The organism is Serratia sp. ME47, from assembly GCF_903970925.1.
GTDB lineage: Bacteria > Pseudomonadota > Gammaproteobacteria > Enterobacterales > Enterobacteriaceae > Serratia > Serratia ureilytica.
In genome coordinates, this window is record NZ_CAJCKE010000001.1 from 394,458 (window position 1) to 415,126 (window position 20,669).

General features: G+C 59.1%; 19 protein-coding genes and 4 pseudogenes. 10 read left to right on the forward strand and 13 right to left on the reverse strand.

From position 1 onward, the window contains the following. The first annotated feature begins 195 nt into the window (after window positions 1-195). On the forward strand, window positions 196-1,275 hold the full coding sequence (locus H7A77_RS02005) for a pyruvate dehydrogenase (lipoamide) (RefSeq protein WP_182073754.1): 1,080 nt from the start codon (window positions 196-198) through the stop codon (window positions 1,273-1,275). Here H7A77_RS02005 and H7A77_RS02010 read toward each other — a convergent pair whose 3' ends face one another. After that, window positions 1,276-1,713: a MarR family winged helix-turn-helix transcriptional regulator gene (locus tag H7A77_RS02010; RefSeq protein WP_033643576.1), complete on the reverse strand. Its 438-nt coding sequence runs from the start codon at window positions 1,711-1,713 to the stop codon at window positions 1,276-1,278. Between the two features lie 154 nt (window positions 1,714-1,867). On the opposite strand from H7A77_RS02010, the gene aceE reads away from it, so the two are divergent. Beyond that, on the forward strand, window positions 1,868-4,543 hold the full coding sequence (gene aceE / locus H7A77_RS02015; protein ID WP_182073755.1) for a pyruvate dehydrogenase (acetyl-transferring), homodimeric type: 2,676 nt from the start codon (window positions 1,868-1,870) through the stop codon (window positions 4,541-4,543). Between the two features lie 27 nt (window positions 4,544-4,570). Here the strand turns inward: aceE and umuC are convergent, their stop codons facing one another. From umuC to H7A77_RS25720, 3 genes and pseudogenes are all read right to left on the reverse strand, one after another. Then, entirely contained in the window at window positions 4,571-5,887 is a 1,317-nt protein-coding gene (umuC, locus tag H7A77_RS02020; protein WP_047025430.1) for a translesion error-prone DNA polymerase V subunit UmuC, read from the reverse strand. 2 nt (window positions 5,888-5,889) lie between these two features. Then, a complete protein-coding gene (umuD, locus tag H7A77_RS02025) occupies window positions 5,890-6,324 on the reverse strand; it encodes a translesion error-prone DNA polymerase V autoproteolytic subunit (protein WP_047025429.1) in 435 nt (144 codons plus the stop codon). Between the two features lie 187 nt (window positions 6,325-6,511). Further along, a pseudogene (locus H7A77_RS25720) lies at window positions 6,512-6,691 on the reverse strand (hypothetical protein); the annotation flags it as partial. Window positions 6,692-6,712: 21 nt separating this feature from the next. On the opposite strand from H7A77_RS25720, the pseudogene H7A77_RS25545 reads away from it, so the two are divergent. Continuing rightward, a pseudogene (locus H7A77_RS25545) lies at window positions 6,713-6,946 on the forward strand (resolvase); the annotation flags it as partial. 58 nt (window positions 6,947-7,004) lie between these two features. On the opposite strand, the gene H7A77_RS02030 reads toward H7A77_RS25545, so the two are convergent. The 4 genes and pseudogenes from H7A77_RS02030 to H7A77_RS02040 all read right to left on the reverse strand — a co-directional run. Beyond that, a complete protein-coding gene (locus tag H7A77_RS02030) occupies window positions 7,005-7,376 on the reverse strand; it encodes a hypothetical protein (protein WP_126502249.1) in 372 nt (123 codons plus the stop codon). 75 nt (window positions 7,377-7,451) lie between these two features. Then, window positions 7,452-7,664 (reverse strand): annotated as a pseudogene (locus H7A77_RS25550) (resolvase); the annotation flags it as partial. Between the two features lie 117 nt (window positions 7,665-7,781). Continuing rightward, the gene (locus tag H7A77_RS02035; RefSeq protein WP_089194902.1) at window positions 7,782-8,027 is read right to left on the reverse strand and encodes a hypothetical protein; all 246 of its coding nucleotides are present in this window, start codon (window positions 8,025-8,027) and stop codon (window positions 7,782-7,784) included. A 14-nt stretch (window positions 8,028-8,041) separates the two neighbouring features. Then, window positions 8,042-8,233, reverse strand: a pseudogene (locus H7A77_RS02040) (DNA polymerase V); the annotation flags it as partial. 295 nt (window positions 8,234-8,528) lie between these two features. On the opposite strand from H7A77_RS02040, the gene fdhD reads away from it, so the two are divergent. Genes fdhD through H7A77_RS02055 form a run of 3 tightly spaced genes read left to right on the forward strand, consistent with a single transcriptional unit; the run spans window position 8,529 to window position 11,344 of the window. After that, window positions 8,529-9,371, forward strand: coding sequence for a formate dehydrogenase accessory sulfurtransferase FdhD (fdhD, locus tag H7A77_RS02045; RefSeq protein WP_042784906.1), 843 nt, complete (start codon window positions 8,529-8,531; stop codon window positions 9,369-9,371). Between the two features lie 58 nt (window positions 9,372-9,429). Further along, entirely contained in the window at window positions 9,430-10,347 is a 918-nt protein-coding gene (locus tag H7A77_RS02050) for a bestrophin family protein (protein ID WP_033643582.1), read from the forward strand. Window positions 10,348-10,381: 34 nt separating this feature from the next. After that, on the forward strand, window positions 10,382-11,344 hold the full coding sequence (locus H7A77_RS02055) for a Dyp-type peroxidase (protein WP_164106721.1): 963 nt from the start codon (window positions 10,382-10,384) through the stop codon (window positions 11,342-11,344). A 26-nt stretch (window positions 11,345-11,370) separates the two neighbouring features. Here H7A77_RS02055 and arsC read toward each other — a convergent pair whose 3' ends face one another. The 3 genes from arsC to H7A77_RS02070 all read right to left on the reverse strand — a co-directional run bounded on the left by arsC (window position 11,371) and on the right by H7A77_RS02070 (window position 13,502). Beyond that, window positions 11,371-11,802: a glutaredoxin-dependent arsenate reductase gene (gene arsC / locus H7A77_RS02060; protein WP_108681016.1), complete on the reverse strand. Its 432-nt coding sequence runs from the start codon at window positions 11,800-11,802 to the stop codon at window positions 11,371-11,373. A gap of 14 nt (window positions 11,803-11,816) precedes the next feature. Continuing rightward, window positions 11,817-13,106, reverse strand: coding sequence for an arsenic transporter (locus H7A77_RS02065; protein ID WP_182073756.1), 1,290 nt, complete (start codon window positions 13,104-13,106; stop codon window positions 11,817-11,819). A 69-nt stretch (window positions 13,107-13,175) separates the two neighbouring features. After that, a complete protein-coding gene (locus tag H7A77_RS02070) occupies window positions 13,176-13,502 on the reverse strand; it encodes a metalloregulator ArsR/SmtB family transcription factor (RefSeq protein WP_033650826.1) in 327 nt (108 codons plus the stop codon). A gap of 150 nt (window positions 13,503-13,652) precedes the next feature. Here H7A77_RS02070 and H7A77_RS02075 point away from each other — a divergent pair, with 150 nt between their 5' ends. The 4 genes from H7A77_RS02075 (at window position 13,653) to H7A77_RS02090 (ending at window position 16,623) form a co-directional block, all read left to right on the forward strand. After that, on the forward strand, window positions 13,653-14,762 hold the full coding sequence (locus H7A77_RS02075) for a YbdK family carboxylate-amine ligase (RefSeq protein WP_182073757.1): 1,110 nt from the start codon (window positions 13,653-13,655) through the stop codon (window positions 14,760-14,762). A 95-nt stretch (window positions 14,763-14,857) separates the two neighbouring features. Next, window positions 14,858-15,037, forward strand: coding sequence for a hypothetical protein (locus tag H7A77_RS02080; protein WP_004935085.1), 180 nt, complete (start codon window positions 14,858-14,860; stop codon window positions 15,035-15,037). A gap of 213 nt (window positions 15,038-15,250) precedes the next feature. Beyond that, a complete protein-coding gene (locus tag H7A77_RS02085; protein ID WP_046687361.1) occupies window positions 15,251-15,847 on the forward strand; it encodes a hypothetical protein in 597 nt (198 codons plus the stop codon). A gap of 2 nt (window positions 15,848-15,849) precedes the next feature. Further along, window positions 15,850-16,623, forward strand: coding sequence for a DUF3307 domain-containing protein (locus H7A77_RS02090; protein WP_033650823.1), 774 nt, complete (start codon window positions 15,850-15,852; stop codon window positions 16,621-16,623). A gap of 48 nt (window positions 16,624-16,671) precedes the next feature. On the opposite strand, the gene mgtA is transcribed toward H7A77_RS02090, so the two are convergent. Next, on the reverse strand, window positions 16,672-19,371 hold the full coding sequence (mgtA, locus tag H7A77_RS02095; protein ID WP_047025423.1) for a magnesium-translocating P-type ATPase: 2,700 nt from the start codon (window positions 19,369-19,371) through the stop codon (window positions 16,672-16,674). 243 nt (window positions 19,372-19,614) lie between these two features. After that, entirely contained in the window at window positions 19,615-20,313 is a 699-nt protein-coding gene (locus tag H7A77_RS02100) for an MgtC family protein (protein ID WP_025303346.1), read from the reverse strand. Window positions 20,314-20,669 lie beyond the last annotated feature (356 nt).

A 20,669-nucleotide genomic window follows, 5' to 3' on the forward strand; every position in this document is an offset into this window, starting at 1 on the left:
TATAAAAAACCGCAGAAATAAGGACAACGGATGGCGGCTGTCTGGTCGGTGAAACAAATAGGATCGCGTCTGCATAACCTGAATATATCGCCGCGGGTCACGCCTGGATGGCTGCGACCTGTTCAGAAGTCATTGGCACACGCCATGAATTGCAATTACAATCATCGCACCTGCAACTTAAAGGGAATGCTCCGCATGTCGCCTCAACGTATAACAATGCCTGCCGCCTCCGCCAGGACCAGAACCCTGGCCGAAGCCTGTATCCGCAAGATGGCCTCCGTCAGCCAGAACGCCGGCGCGTCGCTTCCCTCTTCCACCGCCTGGACGGCGGAAGCCTTGAGCGAACTAAACGCCAGTGGCAACATCTGGCTCATCGACGGCCGAAGGCGCGCCGAACCGCCGAGCTCCTGCTACGCCACCGCCTGGCCGCTCTGGTTTGGCCATCAATCAGAACGTTATGAGAAACCGTTGTTTTACGTCGTCAACACCCCTTCGGTGGACATGCTCCGCGGGCTTGAGCCGGAAACCAATCGCAAGGGGATTTTCATCAGCGATGCGGATACCGGCAGTACCGACTTGCCGAAAGGCGTGCAGGCCTGGTTCCCGCTCCAGCTCACCGCCATGCCGGACTGGCTGCCTTTCGATCCGGCCAATGCCCGGGAAACCGGCGCGATACTCCATCACGCCCTGCACGCGCTCTATCTGGAGGGAACGAGAAAGATGGTGTATCTCGCGACCAACGCAGACAATGACGCCCCCGCTTCCGGTGAGCCGTTTGTCGCAGAGCAGGCGTTCAAGGGGATGTATCGTGTCGCGACGGCGGCGGACTCGCCGTTGCAGGTTCGCCTGTGCGGCGCAGGCAGAGCGCTCGCCCGCGTTCAGCAGGCGGCTGAGGTGTTGAAAAATTGGGGCATCGCGGCCGAAATCTGGAGCTGCCCCAGCTACACGCGGTTGGCGCAGGATGCCGAACTCGCCGACATGCAGCGCCAGGACAGCGGCGGCGAATGCCATCTGAAAACGTGTCTGGGCGCCGGGAATGCCCCCGTCGTCGCCGTCACCGACTATTCGCATCTGCTCGCCAACCAGCTCAAGCGGTTCATTCCCGCACGCTTTGCCGCGGTGGGTTCGGATTCTCGCACCCGGGGCGAAATTCACTATCCGCAGGCGGAATGGATTGCGCTATGCGCCCTCAAACTGCTGGCCGACGAGCAGAAAATTCCCTCGACGCTGATCGCCGATGCGCTGCGCGTTCTGCACATCACGCCCGATGCCTGATCACGCTCTGGCCAGCTGCATCGCGTTGTCCAACGCATCGGAGAAGCGTGCGATCTCTTCTTCGCTGAACTGATTGAGAAAGTGGGTTTTGACCACCGCGCGGTAGATCTCCCACATTTTTTTCCGCAGGGCCTTGCCTTCCTCGGTGATGGTGGCGAAGGAGGCCCGACGGTCGTCATCCGAACGAAAACGCGTGACCAGCCGCTCTTTTTCCAGGCGATCCATCAGGCGGGTCAGGTTATAACGCTCAATCACCAACACGTCCGCCAGTTCATGCATGCGGCGCGTGCCGTTTTCCCCGCTTTCCAATCCCCATAACACGTCATACCAGGCGTACGCCGGCAGCCCCGCCTCCGACAATTGCGTTTCTATCTTTTTGATGATTGCCCGGTGCGCGCGCACGAAGGAGAACCACAGGTCGGGTTGTTTATCTGTCATGTCAGTTTTCTCGTCAAAAGCGGTGAGTTGCAATTGCAATTGTAAAGGGATAGAGTGGCTTTCGCCATTATTGCATTTGCAACTCTTGCATATGCAATTCAATAAACTCCTGTATCGCTCAGCGCCTTATCAGGTAAGTACATTTGGAGCTTTTATGAACCAACCCGCGGTAAAAGCAGATCTTGACCCACAAGAGACGGCTGAATGGCTTGAGGCATTTGAAGGTGTCGCCGACATCGACGGCCGTGAACGCGCGCATTTTTTGTTGGAAAGAATGGCCGAAGCCGATCAGCGAAAACACGGCGATTTCTTCAGCATGGTCACCACGCCGTACGTGAATACGATCCCGGTCTATAAGCAGCCGACGTATCCCGGCGATCTGGCCGCGGAAGCGCGCATCAATGCGTTTATTCGCTGGAACGCCATGGCGATGGTGCTGCGCGCCGGCAAACATTCCAACGTCGGCGGACACATCGCCACCTACCAGTCGGCCGCGGTGCTTTACGACGTGGGATTCACGCACTTTTTCCGCGGACGCACCGATGAGTTTGCCGGTGACATGGTGTATATCCAGGGTCACTCCGCCCCCGGCATTTACGGCCGCGCCTATCTCGAAGGCCGCATCGACGAGGAGCAGCTCGACAACTTTCGCCGCGAATCCGCGCGCCGCGGCCTTTCTTCCTATCCGCACCCCAGGCTGATGCCGGATTTCTGGCAATATCCCACCGTTTCGATGGGGCTGGGGCCGCTGACCGCCGCCTATCAGGCACGCTATATGCGCTATCTGGAATACCGCGGGTTGAAACCGCATCAGGGGAGAAAGGTGTGGGCGTTTCTCGGCGACGGCGAGATGGATCAACCGGAATCGCTGGCGGCAATTGCGCTGGGCGGGCGAGAAAAGCTCGATAACCTGATCTTCGTCGTGAACTGCAATCTGCAGCGGCTGGATGGTCCCGTGCGCGGCAACGGCAAGATCATTCAGGAACTGGAAGGCACCTTCAAAGCCGCCGGCTGGCAGGTGATCAAGGTGATCTGGGGCAGCGGCTGGGACAAACTCCTGCAAAAAGATCGCTCCGGGCTGCTGATGCAGCGCATGATGGAGTGCGTCGACGGCGATTACCAGACCTTCAAGTCGCAAAGCGGCGCCTATGTGCGGGAGCATTTCTTCGGCAAGTACCCGGAGTTGCTCGCGCTGGTCGCCGATCTGAGCGACGATGAGATCTGGGCGCTGCACCGCGGCGGCCACGATCCGCAAAAGGTGTACGCCGCCTACCATCAGGCGATGCATACCCCGGGCAGGCCGACGGTGGTATTGGCCAAAACGGTCAAAGGGTTCGGCATGGGAGAAGCCGGTGAAGGGCAGAACATCAACCATCAGCTGAAAAAAATGAGCCAGGATGCGGTGAAAGCCTTCCGCGATCGTTTGGGGCTGACGCTCCCCGATGCGCAGCTGGAAGCGATCCCTTATCTGAAGCCCGAGCCCGACAGCGCGGCGGCGAAGTACATCACCGCAACGCGCACCGCGCTGGGCGGCTACATCCCCGCCCGCTTCGGCCAATCCGCCCCGCTGGCGATACCGGCGTTATCGCGCTTCGACAGTCTCCTTAAGGGCAGCGGCGAGCGCAACATGTCAACCACCATGGCCTTCGTCAATATCCTCGGCGCGCTGCTCAAAGACCCCAACATCGGCAAACTGATCGTGCCCATCGTGCCGGACGAGTCGCGCACGTTCGGCATGGAAGGCCTGTTCCGCCAGATTGGCATCCATTCCTGGCTCGGCCAGCTGTATACCCCGCAGGATGCCGGGCAGCTCAGCTACTATAAAGAGGCCAAAGACGGCCAGATTTTGCAGGAAGGCATCAACGAATCCGGCGCGATATCGACCTGGATCGCCGCCGGCACCGCCTACAGCAACCACGATGTCGCGACGATCCCATTCTATATCTTCTACTCCATGTTCGGGCTGCAGCGGGTGGGCGATCTCGCCTGGGCGGCGGCCGACGCGCGCACCAAGGGTTTCCTGCTCGGCGCCACCTCCGGCAGAACCACCCTGATGGGCGAAGGCTTGCAGCATGACGACGGCCACAGCCACGTGCTGTCTTCCGTGATCCCCAGCTGCGTCTCCTACGATCCGACCTATGCCTATGAACTCGCGGTGATCGTTCAGAGCGGCATGCGCAGGATGTTCGTTGAGCAAGAGGATATTTACTACTACATCACCTTGCTCAATGAGGGATACCCGCAGCCGCCGATGCCGGCGGGCGTAGAGGACGGGATTATCCAGGGGGCGTATTTGCTCAAACAGAGTGCAGCGACAACCCAAGAGAGCCCGCGCGCTCAGCTGGTCGCCAGCGGCGCCATCATGCGCGAGGCGCTGGCGGCGGCGGAGCTGTTGGCCGTGGACTTTGGCGTCGCCAGCGATATCTGGAGCGCCACCAGCCTGAGCGAGCTGCGCCGCAACGGCATGGCGGCCGAACGCTGGAACCTGCTGCATCCGGAAGATCCGCCGAAAGTCCCTTATATACAAAGCCTGCTGGCGGCGCATCCCGGCCCGGTGGTGGTAGCGACGGACTATATGAAGATCGTCGGCGATCAGATCAAACCGTTCTTGCCCGACCGCACCTTTATCGCCTTGGGCACCGACGGCTTTGGCCGCTCGGACACCCGCGAGGCGCTGCGTGAGTTCTTCGAGGTCAACCGCCATTTCATCGCGCTCGCCGCGTTGAAACTGCTGGCAGACGAAGGCCGTATCGCCCGCAGCGAGGTCAACCGCGCCATGGCGCTGTACGGCATCGCCCCCGATAAGCCGGATCCGGCGGCGGCGAAGTAACGCATAGCCTACCCACGCCGCCGGTTGTCACCCGCGGCGTTTTTCTTCCTTCGATTCGGCAGCGCGCGGCGCCCGCTCCCCCAACCGCACCAGCGGGATATCCGCCAGCCGGGTGGTGTAAGCCGGCGACAGCATGTCGCGCTTCATTTGCCACGGTTTGACGATCCCCTGCCCGGCGAACCATACGCGCCCGCGCCCTTCCTGATTCAGGCGATCGAGGGTCGCCATCAGGCGCTCGCTGTTGCGGCGCGGCGGGCAGTCGTCGAACAGGTCGATCTGCGCCATGGCGGCGGCGCTGAAATCCCCCAGCATCACGCCGCCCTTCAGATAACGCCGCCCCTCCTGCCAAATGCTCTCCAGCGCGCGCACCGCCATGGCGATGATGTCGCGGCTGTCGTTGCTCGGCGTTTGCAGCCGGGCGGTGCCCATATTGCTGTAATACCCTTCACCCGCCGAATGCGGGCTGGTTTTGATAAACACCGACACGTTGCGGCAATAGCGCTTTTCCTGTCGCAGTTTTTCGGCGGCGCGTTCGGCATAGCTGCAGATCGCCTCGCGCATGTGCGGGTAGTGCGTCAACCGCTGGCCGAACGAACGGGAACAGATGATCTGCTCTTTGGCGGCCGCCTCATCTTCCCACTGCAGGCACGATTCGCCGCGCAGCTCGCGTATCGTGCGCTCCAGCACCACGCTGAAGGTTTTACGCGCCAGCCGGGTATCGCAGTCCGCCAGCTGCAGCGCGGTGTGAATGCCCATCGCCTGCAGCTGGCGCGTCAGGCGGCGGCCCACGCCCCACACTTCTTCCACCGGAAGCAACGCCAGCAGTTTGCGCTGGCGCGCCGGATCGGATAAATCCACCACGCCGCCGGTGCCGCGCCATTTCTTGGCCGCGAAGTTAGCCAGCTTGGCCAGCGTTTTGCTCGGCGCAATGCCGACCCCGACCGTCAAATGCAGCTCGCGCCGGATGCGATCGCGCACCCGCTGGCCGAACGGTTCCAGCGCCTCGCAGCGCGCCACGCCGTCCAGCCGCAGAAAGGCTTCGTCCAGTGAATAGATCTCCACCGCCGGCGCCATCTCCTCCAGCGTGTCCATCACCCGGCGGGACATATCGGCGTACAGCGCGTAGTTGGAGGAGAACACCGCGACGTTGCGACGGCGCATCTCCTCTTTGATCTTGAAATAAGGCGCGCCCATCGGCACGCCCAGCGCCTTCGCCTCGGCGCTGCGGGCGATCACGCAGCCGTCGTTGTTGGACAACACAATCACCGGCCGCCCCCGCAGGTCGGGCCGAAAGATGGTCTCGCAGGAAGCGTAGAAGCTGTTGACGTCTACCAGGGCAAACATGGTTACAGCGCCGCGTAGACGATAAAGGTCACCACGCCGAAGATCTCCAGCTGCGCTTCGTCGTCGAACACGATGGGCGCGTAGGCGGGATTCATCGGCAACAGCCGCACGTCGGGGTGGCACTGCAGCTTTTTGACGGTGAATTCACCGTCCACCGCAGCGATCACGATATTGCCGTGCTCCGGCGTCAGGGCGCTGTCGACAATCAGCAGATCGCCATCCTGAATATTGCCGTCGATCATCGACTCGCCGCTGGCGCGCACGAAATAGGTGGCGTTGGGGTGCCGCACCAGCAGCTTGCCGATGTCCAGCCGGCCTTCGACATAGTCCTGCGCCGGGGAAGGAAAGCCGCAGGCCACGCGATCGGCAAACAGCGGTAACGTTAGGGGTTCACCTGGTGAAAAAGCATACAACCTTGAATTGCTCAGCATAATCATAACCAAACTGTATATTTATACAGTTAAGCATAAACAAAACGCGAACGCGTGCAACCCCCAATCCCCTGCGAATCGCGCTTTCCCGCGTAATATAATAATTTTCTGAGCGATTTTTCCTGCAGCTTTTGGCGTTCTTCACGTGTGTTTGCACACATGATATCCACCAAAACTGTGGATAATGCGGCACTCAGACCGTTGGCGTATCGATGGGCAGGATGAGTGAGGGATTGTCATTGCGAACGGCGCCGACGGCGGGCGATACCGGTTGCCAGACGAAATCCTCTGCCTGCAGGCTGTACACGTCAGCCTGCATTTGACCAGAGGGCGGGACTAAGCGGGTGTCGAGCCAGTCGCGCGCGGCCGTCGGTCTCTGCTGCGTACAGCGCCGCAAAGAACAGCGGCAGGCCTTGCCTCAGCAAGAGCCCACGGGAGGAACGGCGGACGGCCTTACAAAATGACGCCAATAAAATTGCGACTGGCAATGGCATCAATGGGACGGCCAGAGACGAAAGTCAGTACGTTATGCCAGGAGCTTGGGATAACCCGACAAACGCTGTACCGCCACATTTCCCCTGATGGTCCACTGCGAGCTGACGGTATAAAGCTGCTCAACCGGGGATAATTTTAGCGGACGGAAAAATCTGGGGTTCCGGCGTAGAACCCCGAATAAGGAATAATCCTTAATTCATTTCCGGATTATTAATTCCATCTAAAACCTCTCGGCAATATTCTTTTTTATAGGCTTCATCATTACTTAATGACTTAACCAAAAAATCAGCATTTTTCCAACCATTATCCCAATGCGTATCGAATCCTGACTGTTCATACTTTAATGTTCTAGTTAATGAGTCTTTTATTTGTTTTTTATATTTATCAATTTTCTCATTGGTTGCCCCACAAACATCATGTGCAACACGAGCATTTGAGCCAGAAAAACCTATTGCTGAAATTGCCATCGCTTCATTTGATTTGTCGAAATCATTCGCATATGCCACAGCATTAGATAAAGCGAATATGACAAGAGCAGGTATGATTTTTTTGTATGAAATCATCTTTCACCTCTAACTCATTGATTGTTCATGGGGTCAGTTTGGATATCGAAAATTATTGTACATTAAGGCTGCTTTTTAATCAGTCTCAACTTCTTTATAGAAGGCCTGAATGCGACAAACTTGGGAAGTACTGTAGCCTGTCGCGTCTGCTGTTTCTCGGATACTCAGTTTCTTAATCTGTCGGTAGTACAGGACTTTCTGATGTCGTTCCTGATCTGCCTGCTTTCCCCGGTATCTACCCAACGTATGCGCCCGTTCAATTCCCGGTTTTTGCCGTTGGCGGCGACTTGATCGTTCCGTCCGCGCGCCACAGCAGCAGGCAGGGGGCGCGCAGGTTCGGCCAGCACAATCAGCATCCGTCGCTACAGCGGCGACGGCCGGCGGACGTTAACCGTTGCCACGATGTCACTCCTCTCTCTTATAGATGAGGACATACAGGCGCAGCCGGTCGGCATCAACACGTTCATCCATTATTGTGCCCGGATAGCCCTGCAGCGCCAGACCGTACCAGAAACTCAGAATGACAGAAGCCTTACCCAACTCTAGGGTGTAACCCATCCCGCCCTGGTTCAGATTGCATTTTTTAATCGCATCTTCTGCTTCCCGGATCAACTGCGCATAGCTGAGTGAAAAATTCAGTGCCTGATCCATCCTGCTCGCTCCATCTCACCGCTGGCGCGCACGAAGTAGGTGGCGTTGGGGTGCCGTACCAGCAGTTTGCCGATATCCAGCCGGCTCTCGACATAGTCCTGCGCCGGGGAGGGAAAACCGCAGGCCACGCGATCGGCAAACAGCGGTAACGTTAGGGGCTCACCTGGTGAAAAAGCATACAACCTTAAAGTACTCAGCATAATCATAACCAAACTGTATATTTATACAGTAAGGCATAAACAAAACGCGAACGCGTACAACCCCCTATCCCCCTGCGGATCGCGCTTTGCCGCGTAATATAATAATTTTCTGAGCGATTTTTTTTTACGCCTGCTAACGGTTTCACGCTGCCTTGCACACACGTTATCCACTAAAACTGTGGATAACCTGCAGGGCGTGATTCCCTACGCGAGCGGGATCAGAATCCTGTATAATGTCCACACCTGCTCAATAAGCATTCATCCCCGTCGGCGCCTCGTCACCGGCGGTCACGAGAACGTTATGAACAAGCACCTACTCCTCGCAGAAACCGACGACATCGAACAGGCCTGCCTGTCTCGCCATGCGGTCTGGCAGCGCACCGATCTGGCTCAGGCGCAGCAGGATTGGCTGGCGGAAGAAGTGCCGGTCGCCCTGGTGTACAACGGCATTTCCCACGTGGTGATGATGGCGACGCCAAAAGATCTGGCGGCCTTCGCCATCGGTTTTTCGCTGTCCGAAGGCATCATCGCCTCCCCCGACGATATCTACGACATCCGTCAACAACCGGCCTGCAACGGCATTGAAGTGCATGTAGAGCTCTCGAGCCGCCGCTTTATGCAGCTGAAAGAGAAGCGCCGCAGCCTGGCCGGCCGCACCGGCTGCGGCGTCTGCGGGGTCGAGCAGCTGCAGGAGGTTGCTCAGCCCATCGCACCGCTGCCCTTCACCCAACGTTTCGATTTGGCCCAGCTCGACCGGGCGTTGGCTCAACTGCAGGAAGTGCAAACGGTGGGAAAACTGACCGGCTGCACCCATGCGGCGGCCTGGATCCAGCCGGACGGCGCGCTCAGCGGCGGATGTGAAGACGTCGGCCGCCATGTGGCGCTCGACAAACTGCTGGGTTACCGCAGCCAACAGGCCTGGTCGCAAGGGGCGGCGCTGGTCTCGAGCCGCGCCAGCTATGAAATGGTGCAAAAGTCCGCCATGTGCGGCGTCGAGATCCTGTTCGCCGTCTCCGCCGCCACCCGTCTGGCGGTGGAAGTGGCCGAGCGCAGCAACCTGACGCTGGTGGGCTTCAGCAAACCGGGGCGCGCCACCGTCTATACGCACCCGCAACGGCTCTGGCAATCGACAACGGCGGCATAGCGCCGCCGGATAAGAATCGACTATTCTCAATAGCAGGACACCAGGAAGCACCCACGTTATGATAATTCGCCCGCACCAGAACTGGTTTTTTCGCCTGTTCGCCTGGCACGGTTCCGTGCTGTCAAAAATCACCTTTCGCCTGTCGCTGAACGTGCTGATGTCGATAGTGGCGGTGATCAGCTACCAATGGTACGAACAGCTCGGCGTGCATTTGACCATCGCGCCGTTCAGCCTGTTGGGCATCGCCATCGCCATTTTTCTCGGCTTTCGCAATAACGCCGGCTACAGCCGCTTTGTCGAAGCGCGCAACCTGTGGGGCTCGCTGCTGATTACCGAACGCACCCTGCTGCGCCAGATCAAAAGCCTGCTGCCGGACGAACCGGCGGTGCAGCAAAAGGTCGCCAAGCTGCTGATCGCCTTTAGCTGGAGCCTGAAGCATCAGCTGCGCGGCACCGACCCCACCGCCGATCTGTACCACAATCTCACCGGCAACGAGCTGGCCGAGGTGATCGCCAGCCCGATGCCGACCAACCGCATCCTGCTGATGCTGGGCCAGGAAATCGGCAAATTGCGCCGTCAGGGCCTGCTGAGCGACATCACCTTCGGGCTGATCGACGATAAGCTGAGCGAACTGTCTCACACCCTCGGCGGCTGCGAACGGCTCGCCAGCACCCCGGTGCCGTTCGCCTATACCCTGATCCTGCAGCGCACCGTTTACCTGTTCTGCAGCCTGTTGCCTTTTGCCCTGGTGACCGATCTGCATTACATGACACCGTTTGTTTCGGTGTTCATTTCCTATACCTTCTTATCCTGGGACTCACTGGCCGAAGAGCTGGAGGATCCGTTCGGCGTGTCGGCCAACCATCTGCCGTTAAACGCCATTTGCAACACCATCGAGCGCAACCTGCTGGAAATGAACGACCAAAGCCCGCTGCCACCGCCGATGAAACCCGACGAGCACTTTAATTTGATCTGATCTATTTCACCCGAACACACTGGAGCCGAATGCAATGAATGCAAATAACACCCCGCCGCAAGCCGTATTCACGCCGGTCACGCGCCATGCCATTTTCATCGTCGCCACCCTGTCGCCCGTTCCTGCCCATCTGGCGACGGTGCGCGCCTGGTGCGGCGATATCGCCGCAGTGGTGCGTTCGGTCGGCAAACGCGCGCCGGCGGGCAACCTCACCTGCGTCTGCGGCTTCGGCTCCGAGGCCTGGGATACGCTGTTCGGCGCGCCGCGCCCTCGCCAGCTGCATCCGTTCAGCCCGATCGGCAGCGGAGAACGCGTTGCGGTCGCCACGCCTGGCGACATCCTGCTGCACATCCGCGCCGATGAAATGGATCTGTGTTTTGAACTGGCCTCTCAGTTGACCGCCAAGCTCGGCGACGCCGTGACGGTGATCGAGGAGGTGCACGGCTTCCGTTATTTCGATCAGCGCGCCATGATCGGCTTCGTCGACGGTACGGAGAACCCGGAGGGGCACGAAGCCTTCGACTACACGGTGATCGGCGACGAAGACGCGGCGTTCAGCGGCGGCAGCTATGTGCTGGTGCAGAAATACCTGCACGATATGCAGGGTTGGAATTCGCTCAGCGTGGAAACGCAGGAGAAGATCATCGGCCGCCATAAACAGTCCAATATCGAGCTGGATGAAGCGGTCAAACCGTCGTCGTCGCACAGTTCGTTGACCACCATCACCGACGAGCAAGGCAACGAGGTGAAAATTCTGCGCGACAACATGCCGTTCGGCCGCCCCGGCCTGCGCGAGTTCGGCACCTACTTTATCGGCTATGCGCGCTCCCCGCAGCCGATCGAGCAGATGCTGGAAAACATGTTTATCGGCCGCCCGGCCGGCAACTACGATCGGCTGCTCGATTTTAGCCACGCGGTGACCGGCACCCTGTTCTTCGTGCCTTCCGCCCCGCTGCTGGAAGCGCTGGCCGATCGCAGCGGCGCCGAACTGCACTGATTGGATGAAATGCGGGGCCGCAGCGATTAGCCGTTGGTTATCCTGTGGCCCTGCGCATCAATCACCGGCTCCCCGTCCTCTTTGCTGAAGGCGCCGCGCTGCGGATCCGGCAGAATCTCCAACACCACCTCCGACGGGCGGCACAAACGCGTGCCGAGCGGGGTCACCACAATGGGGCGGTTGATCAGGATCGGCTGTTGCAGCATGAAATCGATCAGTTGATCATCGCGCCAGTCGGCTTCGTCCAGCTTCAGCTCGGCGTAAGGCTCGACGTTTTTGCGCAGCAACGCGCGCGGCGTCATGCCCATTTCGGCCAGCAACGCAATCAATCGTTCGCGGCTTGGCGGCGTTTCCAGATACAAAATCACCTCTGGCTCAACGCCGCTGTTGCGGATCAACGCCAACGTATTGCGCGACGTGCCGCAGGCCGGGTTATGGTAAATCTTGATGTCGCTCATGACGGTTTCTCCGGTCAGGGCAAAACGGACAGCCGCAATGCCAGCGCGGCCAGGGTGACAAACAAAATCGGTAACGTCATCACCAGCCCCACGCGGAAATAATAGCCCCAGGTAATGACGATGTTCTTTTGTGCCAACACATGCAGCCACAGTAACGTCGCCAGGCTGCCAATCGGGGTAATTTTGGGGCCGAGATCGCTGCCGATAACGTTAGCGTAAATCATCGCCTGTTTGATGACGCCTTCCGCACTGCTGCCGTCGATAGACAACGCCCCCACCAATACCGTCGGCATGTTATTCATGATGGAAGAGAGAAATGCGCTCAGGAAACCGGTGCCAAACGTCGCCGCCCACAGCCCCTGCCGTGCCAACGCGTCCAGCACACCGGACAGCCAATCGGTCAAACCGGCGTTGCGCAACCCGTAGATCACCAGATACATGCCCAGTGAGAAAATGACGATCTGCCAGGGCGCCCCGCGCAACACTTTACCGGTATCGATCGCTCGCCCGCGTTTCGCCACCGCCAGCAAAACCAGGGCGCCGCAAGCGGCGACCAAACTGACGGGCACGCCGAGCGGCTCCAGGGCGAAAAAAACCATCAACAACAGCGCCAATACGGCCCAGCCGGTCCGAAACGTCGCGCGATCGCGAATCGCTTCCCGTGGCACCGGTAAACGCGTCAATGCGTAGCGCTGCGGAATATCCTTGCGGAAGAACAGATGCAACATCACCAGCGTCGCCGCGACGGCGGCAAGGTTGACCGGCACCATCACCGCAGCATACTCCGTAAAGCCCAGCCGGAAGAAATCCGCTGAAACGATATTTACTAGGTTGGACACCACCAGCGGCAGGCTGGCAGTATCGGCGATAAAGCCCGCCGCCATGACGAAAGCCAGCACGGCAGCAGGACGAAAACCGAGCGCCGACAGCATGGCGATCACGATCGGCGTCAGAATCAACGCGGCGCCGTCGTTCGCGAACAACGCCGCCACTACAGCCCCTAGCAGCAACATGTAGGTAAACAGCCATCGACCTTTGCCGTTGCCCCAACGTGCGACATGCAAGGCGGTCCAGGTGAAGAAGCCGCTTTCATCCAGCAGCAGGCTAATGATGATGACGGCGATGAAGGTCGCGGTCGCATTCCAGACTATCTGCCACACCACGGGAATATCACCGACGTGCACCACGCCGCTCACTAATGCCAATCCCGCCCCGATCGACGCACTCCAACCGATGCCCAGCCCTTTCGGTTGCCAAATCACCAAAATCAACGTCAGAATAAAGATTGTCCCCGCCACTATCATCGCCGCCTCGCTGCTTCTTCAAGTTTACATATATGTTTTTTCGAATATGTTAGGGCAAATTTTTTATCGTTACGGGCAACCTTTCGCCGCGCGTTGCGCCAATTCCATCATCTGTTCTGATCGGCACTGATAAGCCTGCTCAATAATAGCCGCCGCCCAGGCCGGCATATGCGGCGACAGGCGATAATGTATCCACTTGCCATCGCGCCGATCGAGCAACAGCCCGCTTTCACGCAGCATCGCCAGATGTCTTGATATTTTGGGCTGCGGCAGCGCCAGTGCGCCCGACAGCTCGCACACGCACAGCTCGCCGGCGTGGCGCAGCACCAGCACCAGCGTCAGACGCGTCTCATCCGACAAGTTTTTAAACAGCTTCAGCGGCGTCAATGACGTCATGTCGCACTCCCGTTAACCTTTATCTGCTCCACAAGTCGCTCGTGAAAATATCACCTTCATATTCGAAAAAGCAAATATAAAACGCAAGGCGTTATCCCCAGCCCAACAACTTATACTTATCTTACGCTGTTTTTATGGGAAGGAGGCGCCATGCCGCTCACATTCAAACCGTCGGAAAGACTCTCCATCGGCACCGAAATAGAGCTGCAACTGGTCGATGACGAGCACTACGATCTTACGGATCGGGCTGACCGGGTGGTCAGCGCGGTCGGCGACCGCCGACGCGTCAAACATGAGCTCACCAAGTCGATGGTGGAACTGAACAGCTCGGTGCACCGCGATCTCGATGCGCTGCACGCCGAGCTGCGCGCCCTGACCGATACCGTCCGGCGCAGCGCACGGCGCCAGGGCTGTGACGTCTGCGGCGGCGGCCGCCACCTGAGCAACGACTGGCGCAAGCAGGTCATCAGCGACAACGCGCGCTACAGGCAGCTGGCCAGCCGCTTTGGCTATCTCTCCAAGCTGGCCTGCGTATTCGGCCAACACATCCACCTCGGCGTCAACGACGGAGACGAGGCGATGTACCTGTGCCATGCGCTGACGCCCTATTTTCCGCAGCTGATCGCGCTCAGCGCTTCGTCACCGCTGTACCAGGGCGTCGATACGCGCTTTGCCAGCTCCCGTTTCAGCGCACAGAATTCTTTCCCCAATTACGGCTGCCTGGAACACATCTCCAGCTGGCGCGAATTCAACGCCTACTATGACCGGCTGCATGCCGCCGGCGTCATCGACAGCGTCAAGGATATTTACTGGGATGCGCGGCCGAAACCGGAGCTGGGCACGGTAGAGATCCGCATCTGCGATACGCCGCTGCGCCTCGCGCACGCCACGCTGCTAGTCGGCTACTGCCGTCTGCTGGCCGATTTTCTGTTGCAACACCGCACGCCGATCGCGCCGGAGTACGATGCCTTCACCAACTACAACAAGATCAACGCCTATCGCAGCGGTTTCGCCGCCGAATACGTCGATCCCGCCACGCTGCGCCGCTGCAGCCTGACCGCACATATCCTGCACACCCTCGACACGCTGAGCGGCTTCGCCGAGCGGCAGGAGGATCGGGCCGTGCTGCAGGCGGTCGAGCGCCATGTGCGCCGGGGCATCAGCGATGCGGAGCATATCCGCCAGATGTTGCACAACGGCCTGCCGCAAACCCAGGTCATCAAACGCCTGTGCGATGAGCTGTTGCAACCGGCAAGTTAAGTTTCGGCTATCGATTCCATACGCCAAAGCGGCTGTTCATTATGTGCTCTTTCGCTACAATCGTGAGCACTGACATTCACCGTATCGAGGACACTATGTACAATTTCTCCCGCTATCAGGCAAAAGAACTGGCGCTGGCTTACATGAGCGGCAAAAAGCACGATCTGTCGCCGCAGGAGTTTTTGCAGCAGCTGAAAAGCAGCGAAAGATCGTTTGAGCACCTGCTGAAACACGGCAGTGAAATGCCGCGTGACGTGCTGGTCAAAAGCTTCTGAACGGCCGGTCGCCGGCCTCTTTCCGTCTACGCCGCCGGTGGCGGGCCTGACAGGTCCGCGCATTCCCGGCCGTCTCTCTCCCTTTCTCTTCGCCCCCGACGTTTCGCCTCCACCGACCAACACTTGTAAAATTCGCCTTTAGAGACGAATTATTGACATATTCGTATTCAGGTGCGAATTTATAGTCATCCCCCATCCACAACGGATCACGCCATGCCGACGCCAATCAGCGTAATCAGCGGCGATCTGGTCGATTCTCGCCGGTCAGACACCGTCAACTACCTCAACGGGCTGCACAGCCTGCTCGATCGGCTGCAGCGCGACGGGCGGCTGCGACAGGTGGAAATCTTTCGCGGCGATGCCTTCCAGGCGCAGGCCGCGCCGGAGGACGGGCTGTTGCTGGCGGTGTATATTCGCACTGCGCTGCGGGCGATGGGCGCCGCGCACTGGGATGCGCGCATCGCCGTCGGGCTGGGTAGCCAACGGCCCGACGCCGCCGGTTACGGCAGCGCCTTTATCAACTCCGGCAGCGCGCTGGACGCCATGACGAAAAATTGCCGCCTGGCTCTGAAAACCGACAACGATCGGACAAACGCCATTGTCAGCGATCTGCTGCCGATGTTAGATCATGTCATTGGCCGCTTGTCGCAGACCGAAGCGCGCATCGTCCAGGCGAGAATGTTCGCCGACAGCGGCGCGGCCGTAGCCGAGCAGCTGCAAAAAGCCGCTTCCACGGTCTCCGCCACGCTCAAACGCGCGGCCTATGAGGAGATCATGCGGTTTATTCACGCCATTAACAGGATCGTCTGACTATGGATCTGACCTATGCGCCTTTACTGGCCTGGCTGTTGATCGTCCATCTGCTGGCAGATTTTCCGCTGCAGCCGCTGAGTTGGGTGGAAGATAAAATCCAACATCGCGCGCGTTCGCGTTTTCTGCTGTTGCACGCGTTGCTGCATGGGGTGCTGGCCGCCTGGGTGGTGGCCGGTTTCGGCCTGCTGCACGGCGGGCTGTCTTCACTGCAGGTGCTGGTCAGCCTGCTGGTTATCGCCGTCAGCCACTACCTGATCGATTTGCTGAAAGTCACCGCCATGATCCGCCTGAGCCCGGCCCGCAGCTTTCTGCTCGATCAGGGATTGCATCTGGCGGTGATCGCCTTGCTGTGGCTGGGGCTGACGCCGAATGCCGGTGAACTGCTCGCGGCGTTGGGACGGCAACTGGGGAGTTGGCAAACCGGCCTGGTGCTGGTGGCCTACAGCCTGATTTATCTGCCGATGAGCCTGCTGATTGGGCAACTGCTGGCGCGCTGGACGCCGCAAATGCCGCCTTCGGCCAAGGCCGACAACGATTCGCTGCTGCGCGCGGGCAAACAGATTGGCTATCTGGAAAGAACGCTGATCCTGACCTTTGTGCTGCTGGGGCAAATTCCGGCGATCGGTTTTTTGCTGGCGGCCAAATCTATCTTCCGTTTCGGCGATCTGCGCCAAAGTGACGATAAGATGCGTACCGAGTATGTGCTGCTCGGCACGCTGTTTTCCTTCACGCTGACCATCATGCTCGGCCTGCTGGTCAACAAACTGCTGTAGCGGTGCGGGGGCGAAGAATTTCGCCCCCGAAGTGAACGCCGAGGCGGCTTAGAGCCACTCGCCGAAGCGGCGGATATAGAAACGCTTCATCAACTGTGCGACCACGCAGTAGCTGACCAGCGTAGCGGCCAACCACGGGAAGTATTCCCACGGCAGCGGCTGCAAGCCAACCAGGGCGCCGAGCGGCGAGAACGGAATGTAGATGCCGAGCGCCATCACCAACCCGGTGGTCAGCAAGACCGGCAGCGCCGCCGTGCTCTGAATGAACGGGATCTTCTGGGTGCGCAACATATGCACCACCAGCGTTTGCGACAGCAGCCCCTCAATGAACCAGCCGGACTGGAACAGCGCCTGGTGTTCCACGCTGTTGGCGGCGAATACGTACCACATCAGCGCATACGTCGTGATATCGAAGATTGACGAGGTCGGCCCAATCCACAGCATAAAGCGCCCGATGTTTTTGGAGTCCCACTTGCGCGGTTTGCGCAGAAACTCTTTGTCCATCTTGTCCCACGGCAGCGACAGCTGAGAAATGTCGTACATCAGGTTCTGAATCAACAGGTGGATCGCCAGCATCGGCAGGAACGGGATGAAGGCGCTGGCCACCAACACCGAGAACACGTTGCCGAAGTTGGAGCTGGCGGTCATGTTCAAGTACTTGATGATATTGCCGAAGGTCTCGCGCCCTTTGATTACCCCCTCTTCCAGCACCATCAGGTTCTTTTCCAACAGGATGATGTCCGCCGACTCCTTGGCGATATCGGTACCGGTGTCGACCGAGATGCCGACGTCGGCGTCGCGCAGCGCCGGCGCATCGTTGATGCCGTCGCCGAGGAAGCCGACGGTATGGCCGTTGGCCTGCAGCATTTTCAGCACCCGCGATTTTTGCAACGGCGTCAGCTTGGTGAAGACCGTGCGCTGCTCCACTTCGCGCGCCAGTTCTTCGTCATCCATCTGTTCAATTCGCAGCCCGGAGAGCGGCTCGCCCGGCTCCAGCCCGACGTCGCGGCAAATCTTGCAGGTGATCACCGGGTTGTCGCCGGTCAGCACCTTCACCGTCACGCCATTTTCCTGCAGCGCGGCGATCGCCTGCTGAGCGCTCTCCTTCGGCGGATCGAGGAAGGTCAGCAGCCCTTGCACCACCATATCGCGTTCGTCGGCCACGCTCAGCGCTTCGGCCGGACGCTGCGCATCCAGCTCGCGCGTCGCCAGCACCAGCACGCGGAAACCGTCTTCGTTATATTCGCGGGCCAGCGCCTGCAACGCCGCACGGCGCGCGTCGTCCAGCACCAGCGTCTGATCGCCTTCGCGCACGTGGGTGGCGATCTCCAGCATCTCCTCCACCGCGCCCTTACAGATCAGCTGCTGGCGGCCATTCTCATCCGCCACCACGATCGACAAACGGCGGCGCACGAAATCGAACGGCAGCTCATCCACCTTGCTGAAACGCCCCAGGGCTTCAATCCCCGGTTTGCCGCGGCCAAAGCGGATCACCGCCTGATCCATCAGGTTCTTCATGCCGCTCTGATGGAAGCTGTTCAACCAGGCCAGGTGCAGCACCTCGTTATCTCTGGCGCCGTTGACGTCGATGTGGTGCTCGAGAATGATGCGGTCCTGGGTCAGCGTGCCGGTCTTGTCGGTGCAAAGCACGTCCATGGCGCCAAAGTTCTGAATGGCGTTCAAACGCTTCACCACCACCTTGCGACGCGACATGGCGATCGCCCCTTTCGCCAGGTTGGAGCTGACGATCATCGGCAGCATTTCCGGCGTCAGGCCGACCGCCACCGCCAGCGCGAACAGCGCCGCTTCGCTCCAGTCGCCTTTGGTGAAGCCGTTGATCAGCAACACCACCGGCACCATCACCAGCATGAAGCGAATCAACAGCCAGCTGACGCTGTTCACCCCGCGATCGAACGCAGTCTGCGCCCGTGTCCCGACGATCGACTTGGCCAACGAGCCGAAGTAGGTGCGCCCGCCGGTCGCCACCACCACCGCCGTAGCGGTACCGCTGGCGACGTTGGTGCCCATCAGACAGATGTTGGAGAGCTCAAGCAGCGCGTTCTCGCTGGACACTTCCCCTTCGCTCGACTTCTGCGCCACGTTGCCCATCGCATCGTATTTCTCGATAGGGATCGCCTCGCCGGTCAAAATCGCCTGGCTGATGAACAGATCGCGCGAGGCGATAAGACGCACGTCGGCCGGCACCATGTCACCGGCGGAGAGCTGGATGATATCCCCCGGCACCAGTTCGCGGATCGGCACTTCCAGCGTCAGCGGATGCGCGCTGTAGCTGCTGCGGCGCAGCACCGTGGCGGTAGTGCGCACCATCGATTTCAGCGCTTCCGCCGCTTTGTTGGTGCGGTATTCCTGCCAGAAACGCAGCAGCCCGCTCAGCGTGACCATGGTCAGGATGATAATGACGCCGGTGAGTTCAGTTTCTTCACCGCTCTGGAGCGGCAGCCAATAATCGGTAAAGAAACTGATCGCAGCCAGCACCATCAGCACGAAGATAAACGGGTTGTTGAAGGCCTTGATCAGCTGGATCAGGGCATGCGGCGCCTTGTCATGGGCGACCTGGTTGGCGCCGAACTGCTCCAGCCGCTCATCGGCGTCGTCCTGGGTCAAGCCGTTGCGGTTGCACTTCAGGTTCGCCAGCGTTTGAGCGATGCTGTTGGTGGCCTCTTGCGCAATGGCGTAGGTCACCGCGTCTTTATCACGGCGACGCGTTCTTTCATTAATCTGAGTCATAACGCTATTCTCTTATTTTAGTTCTGCGCACAGCGAAGCCCCGCCCGATAAACAGGTGACTATGCGCAGCTTGGAATTTTTTATTAGCGTGACTAAATGGCGGAATTACCCTGTCAGCCACGCTGGAATCATTTTCCTTCCGGGGTCATCGTCCATAACGCCTCCTTAATGCTCAGCGTTATTCAAGGCGTGCATGAATAAACCTGAACATATAATCAAGTTAATCAATATTTATATCATTAATCAGACCGGTAATTCGGACGCGACGCGCCAGCGAACGGCGCTCACGCTTTTTTCCAGACTGACGCGGCAGACAATACCTTCGATTTCTTTTTGCGCGGCCGGCGTAGCGGTAATTTCCGCGCACACTTCCAATTGTCCCGGGCTCGAAATATCGGCGCTGCGCAAGGATTGCAGCCGCAAGGCGACGCCGTTCAGCGCCTGCAGGATCAGGGTGCGCACCAGAATTTCGTCCTGCTCGCCGCAGGTCACCTGAATGCGATAGCACAGTTCCAGATCGGTCGCCTGCTGATGCGGCTGCAGATTGATGCGCTGCGCGGCTTCGCGCAGCAGGATATTGGCGCACAGGATCACCAGCGTAGCGACCACCGCATCCCAATGCTGGCCCAGGCCGCACAGTACGCCGATCCCCGCCGAACACCACAGCGTGGCGGCGGTATTGAGGCCGCGAATATTAAGCCCTTCACGCATGATCACGCCGGCGCCGAGGAAGCCGATACCGGATACGATCTGCGCCGCCACACGGCCGGCGCTGGCCGGATCGGTGGACATGGAGCTGAGAATAAAGACCGCCGCGCCGGTCGCCACCAGCGCATTGGTGCGCAGGCCGGCCATGCGTTGGCGCCACTGGCGTTCGGCGCCAATGACCGCGCCCAGGCACATCGCCAGCAATAAATTCAAAACGAAAGGAGTCATAGCCATGACTGTCCCCTTAATTAACCGCAGGAGATAAAATCATGTGCTGTTTAGCACACGCGAAATCGCGCTGAAAATAAATCAGCGAATCAGCGTGCTGTGCCTGGAGGGAAAAGGCTGTGGCTGCAGAATACCATAATAACGTCCAACTCAATTCACCTGAAACCGTCAGGCATCAGGAAACGTTTCTTATTCGGGTATGCACAGCTCAGAAATAACTGGAGAGGGGTGCTGCCCGCCGATAACGGCAAGCAACAAATCAGAAGAGAATTGGTCAGCTTGCCTTATTTGTTTTATTACAACTACAACTGTCCAATTGGGTTTCTCCACTGAAATTTTGGCTGAGTATAGTGACGTCGGGT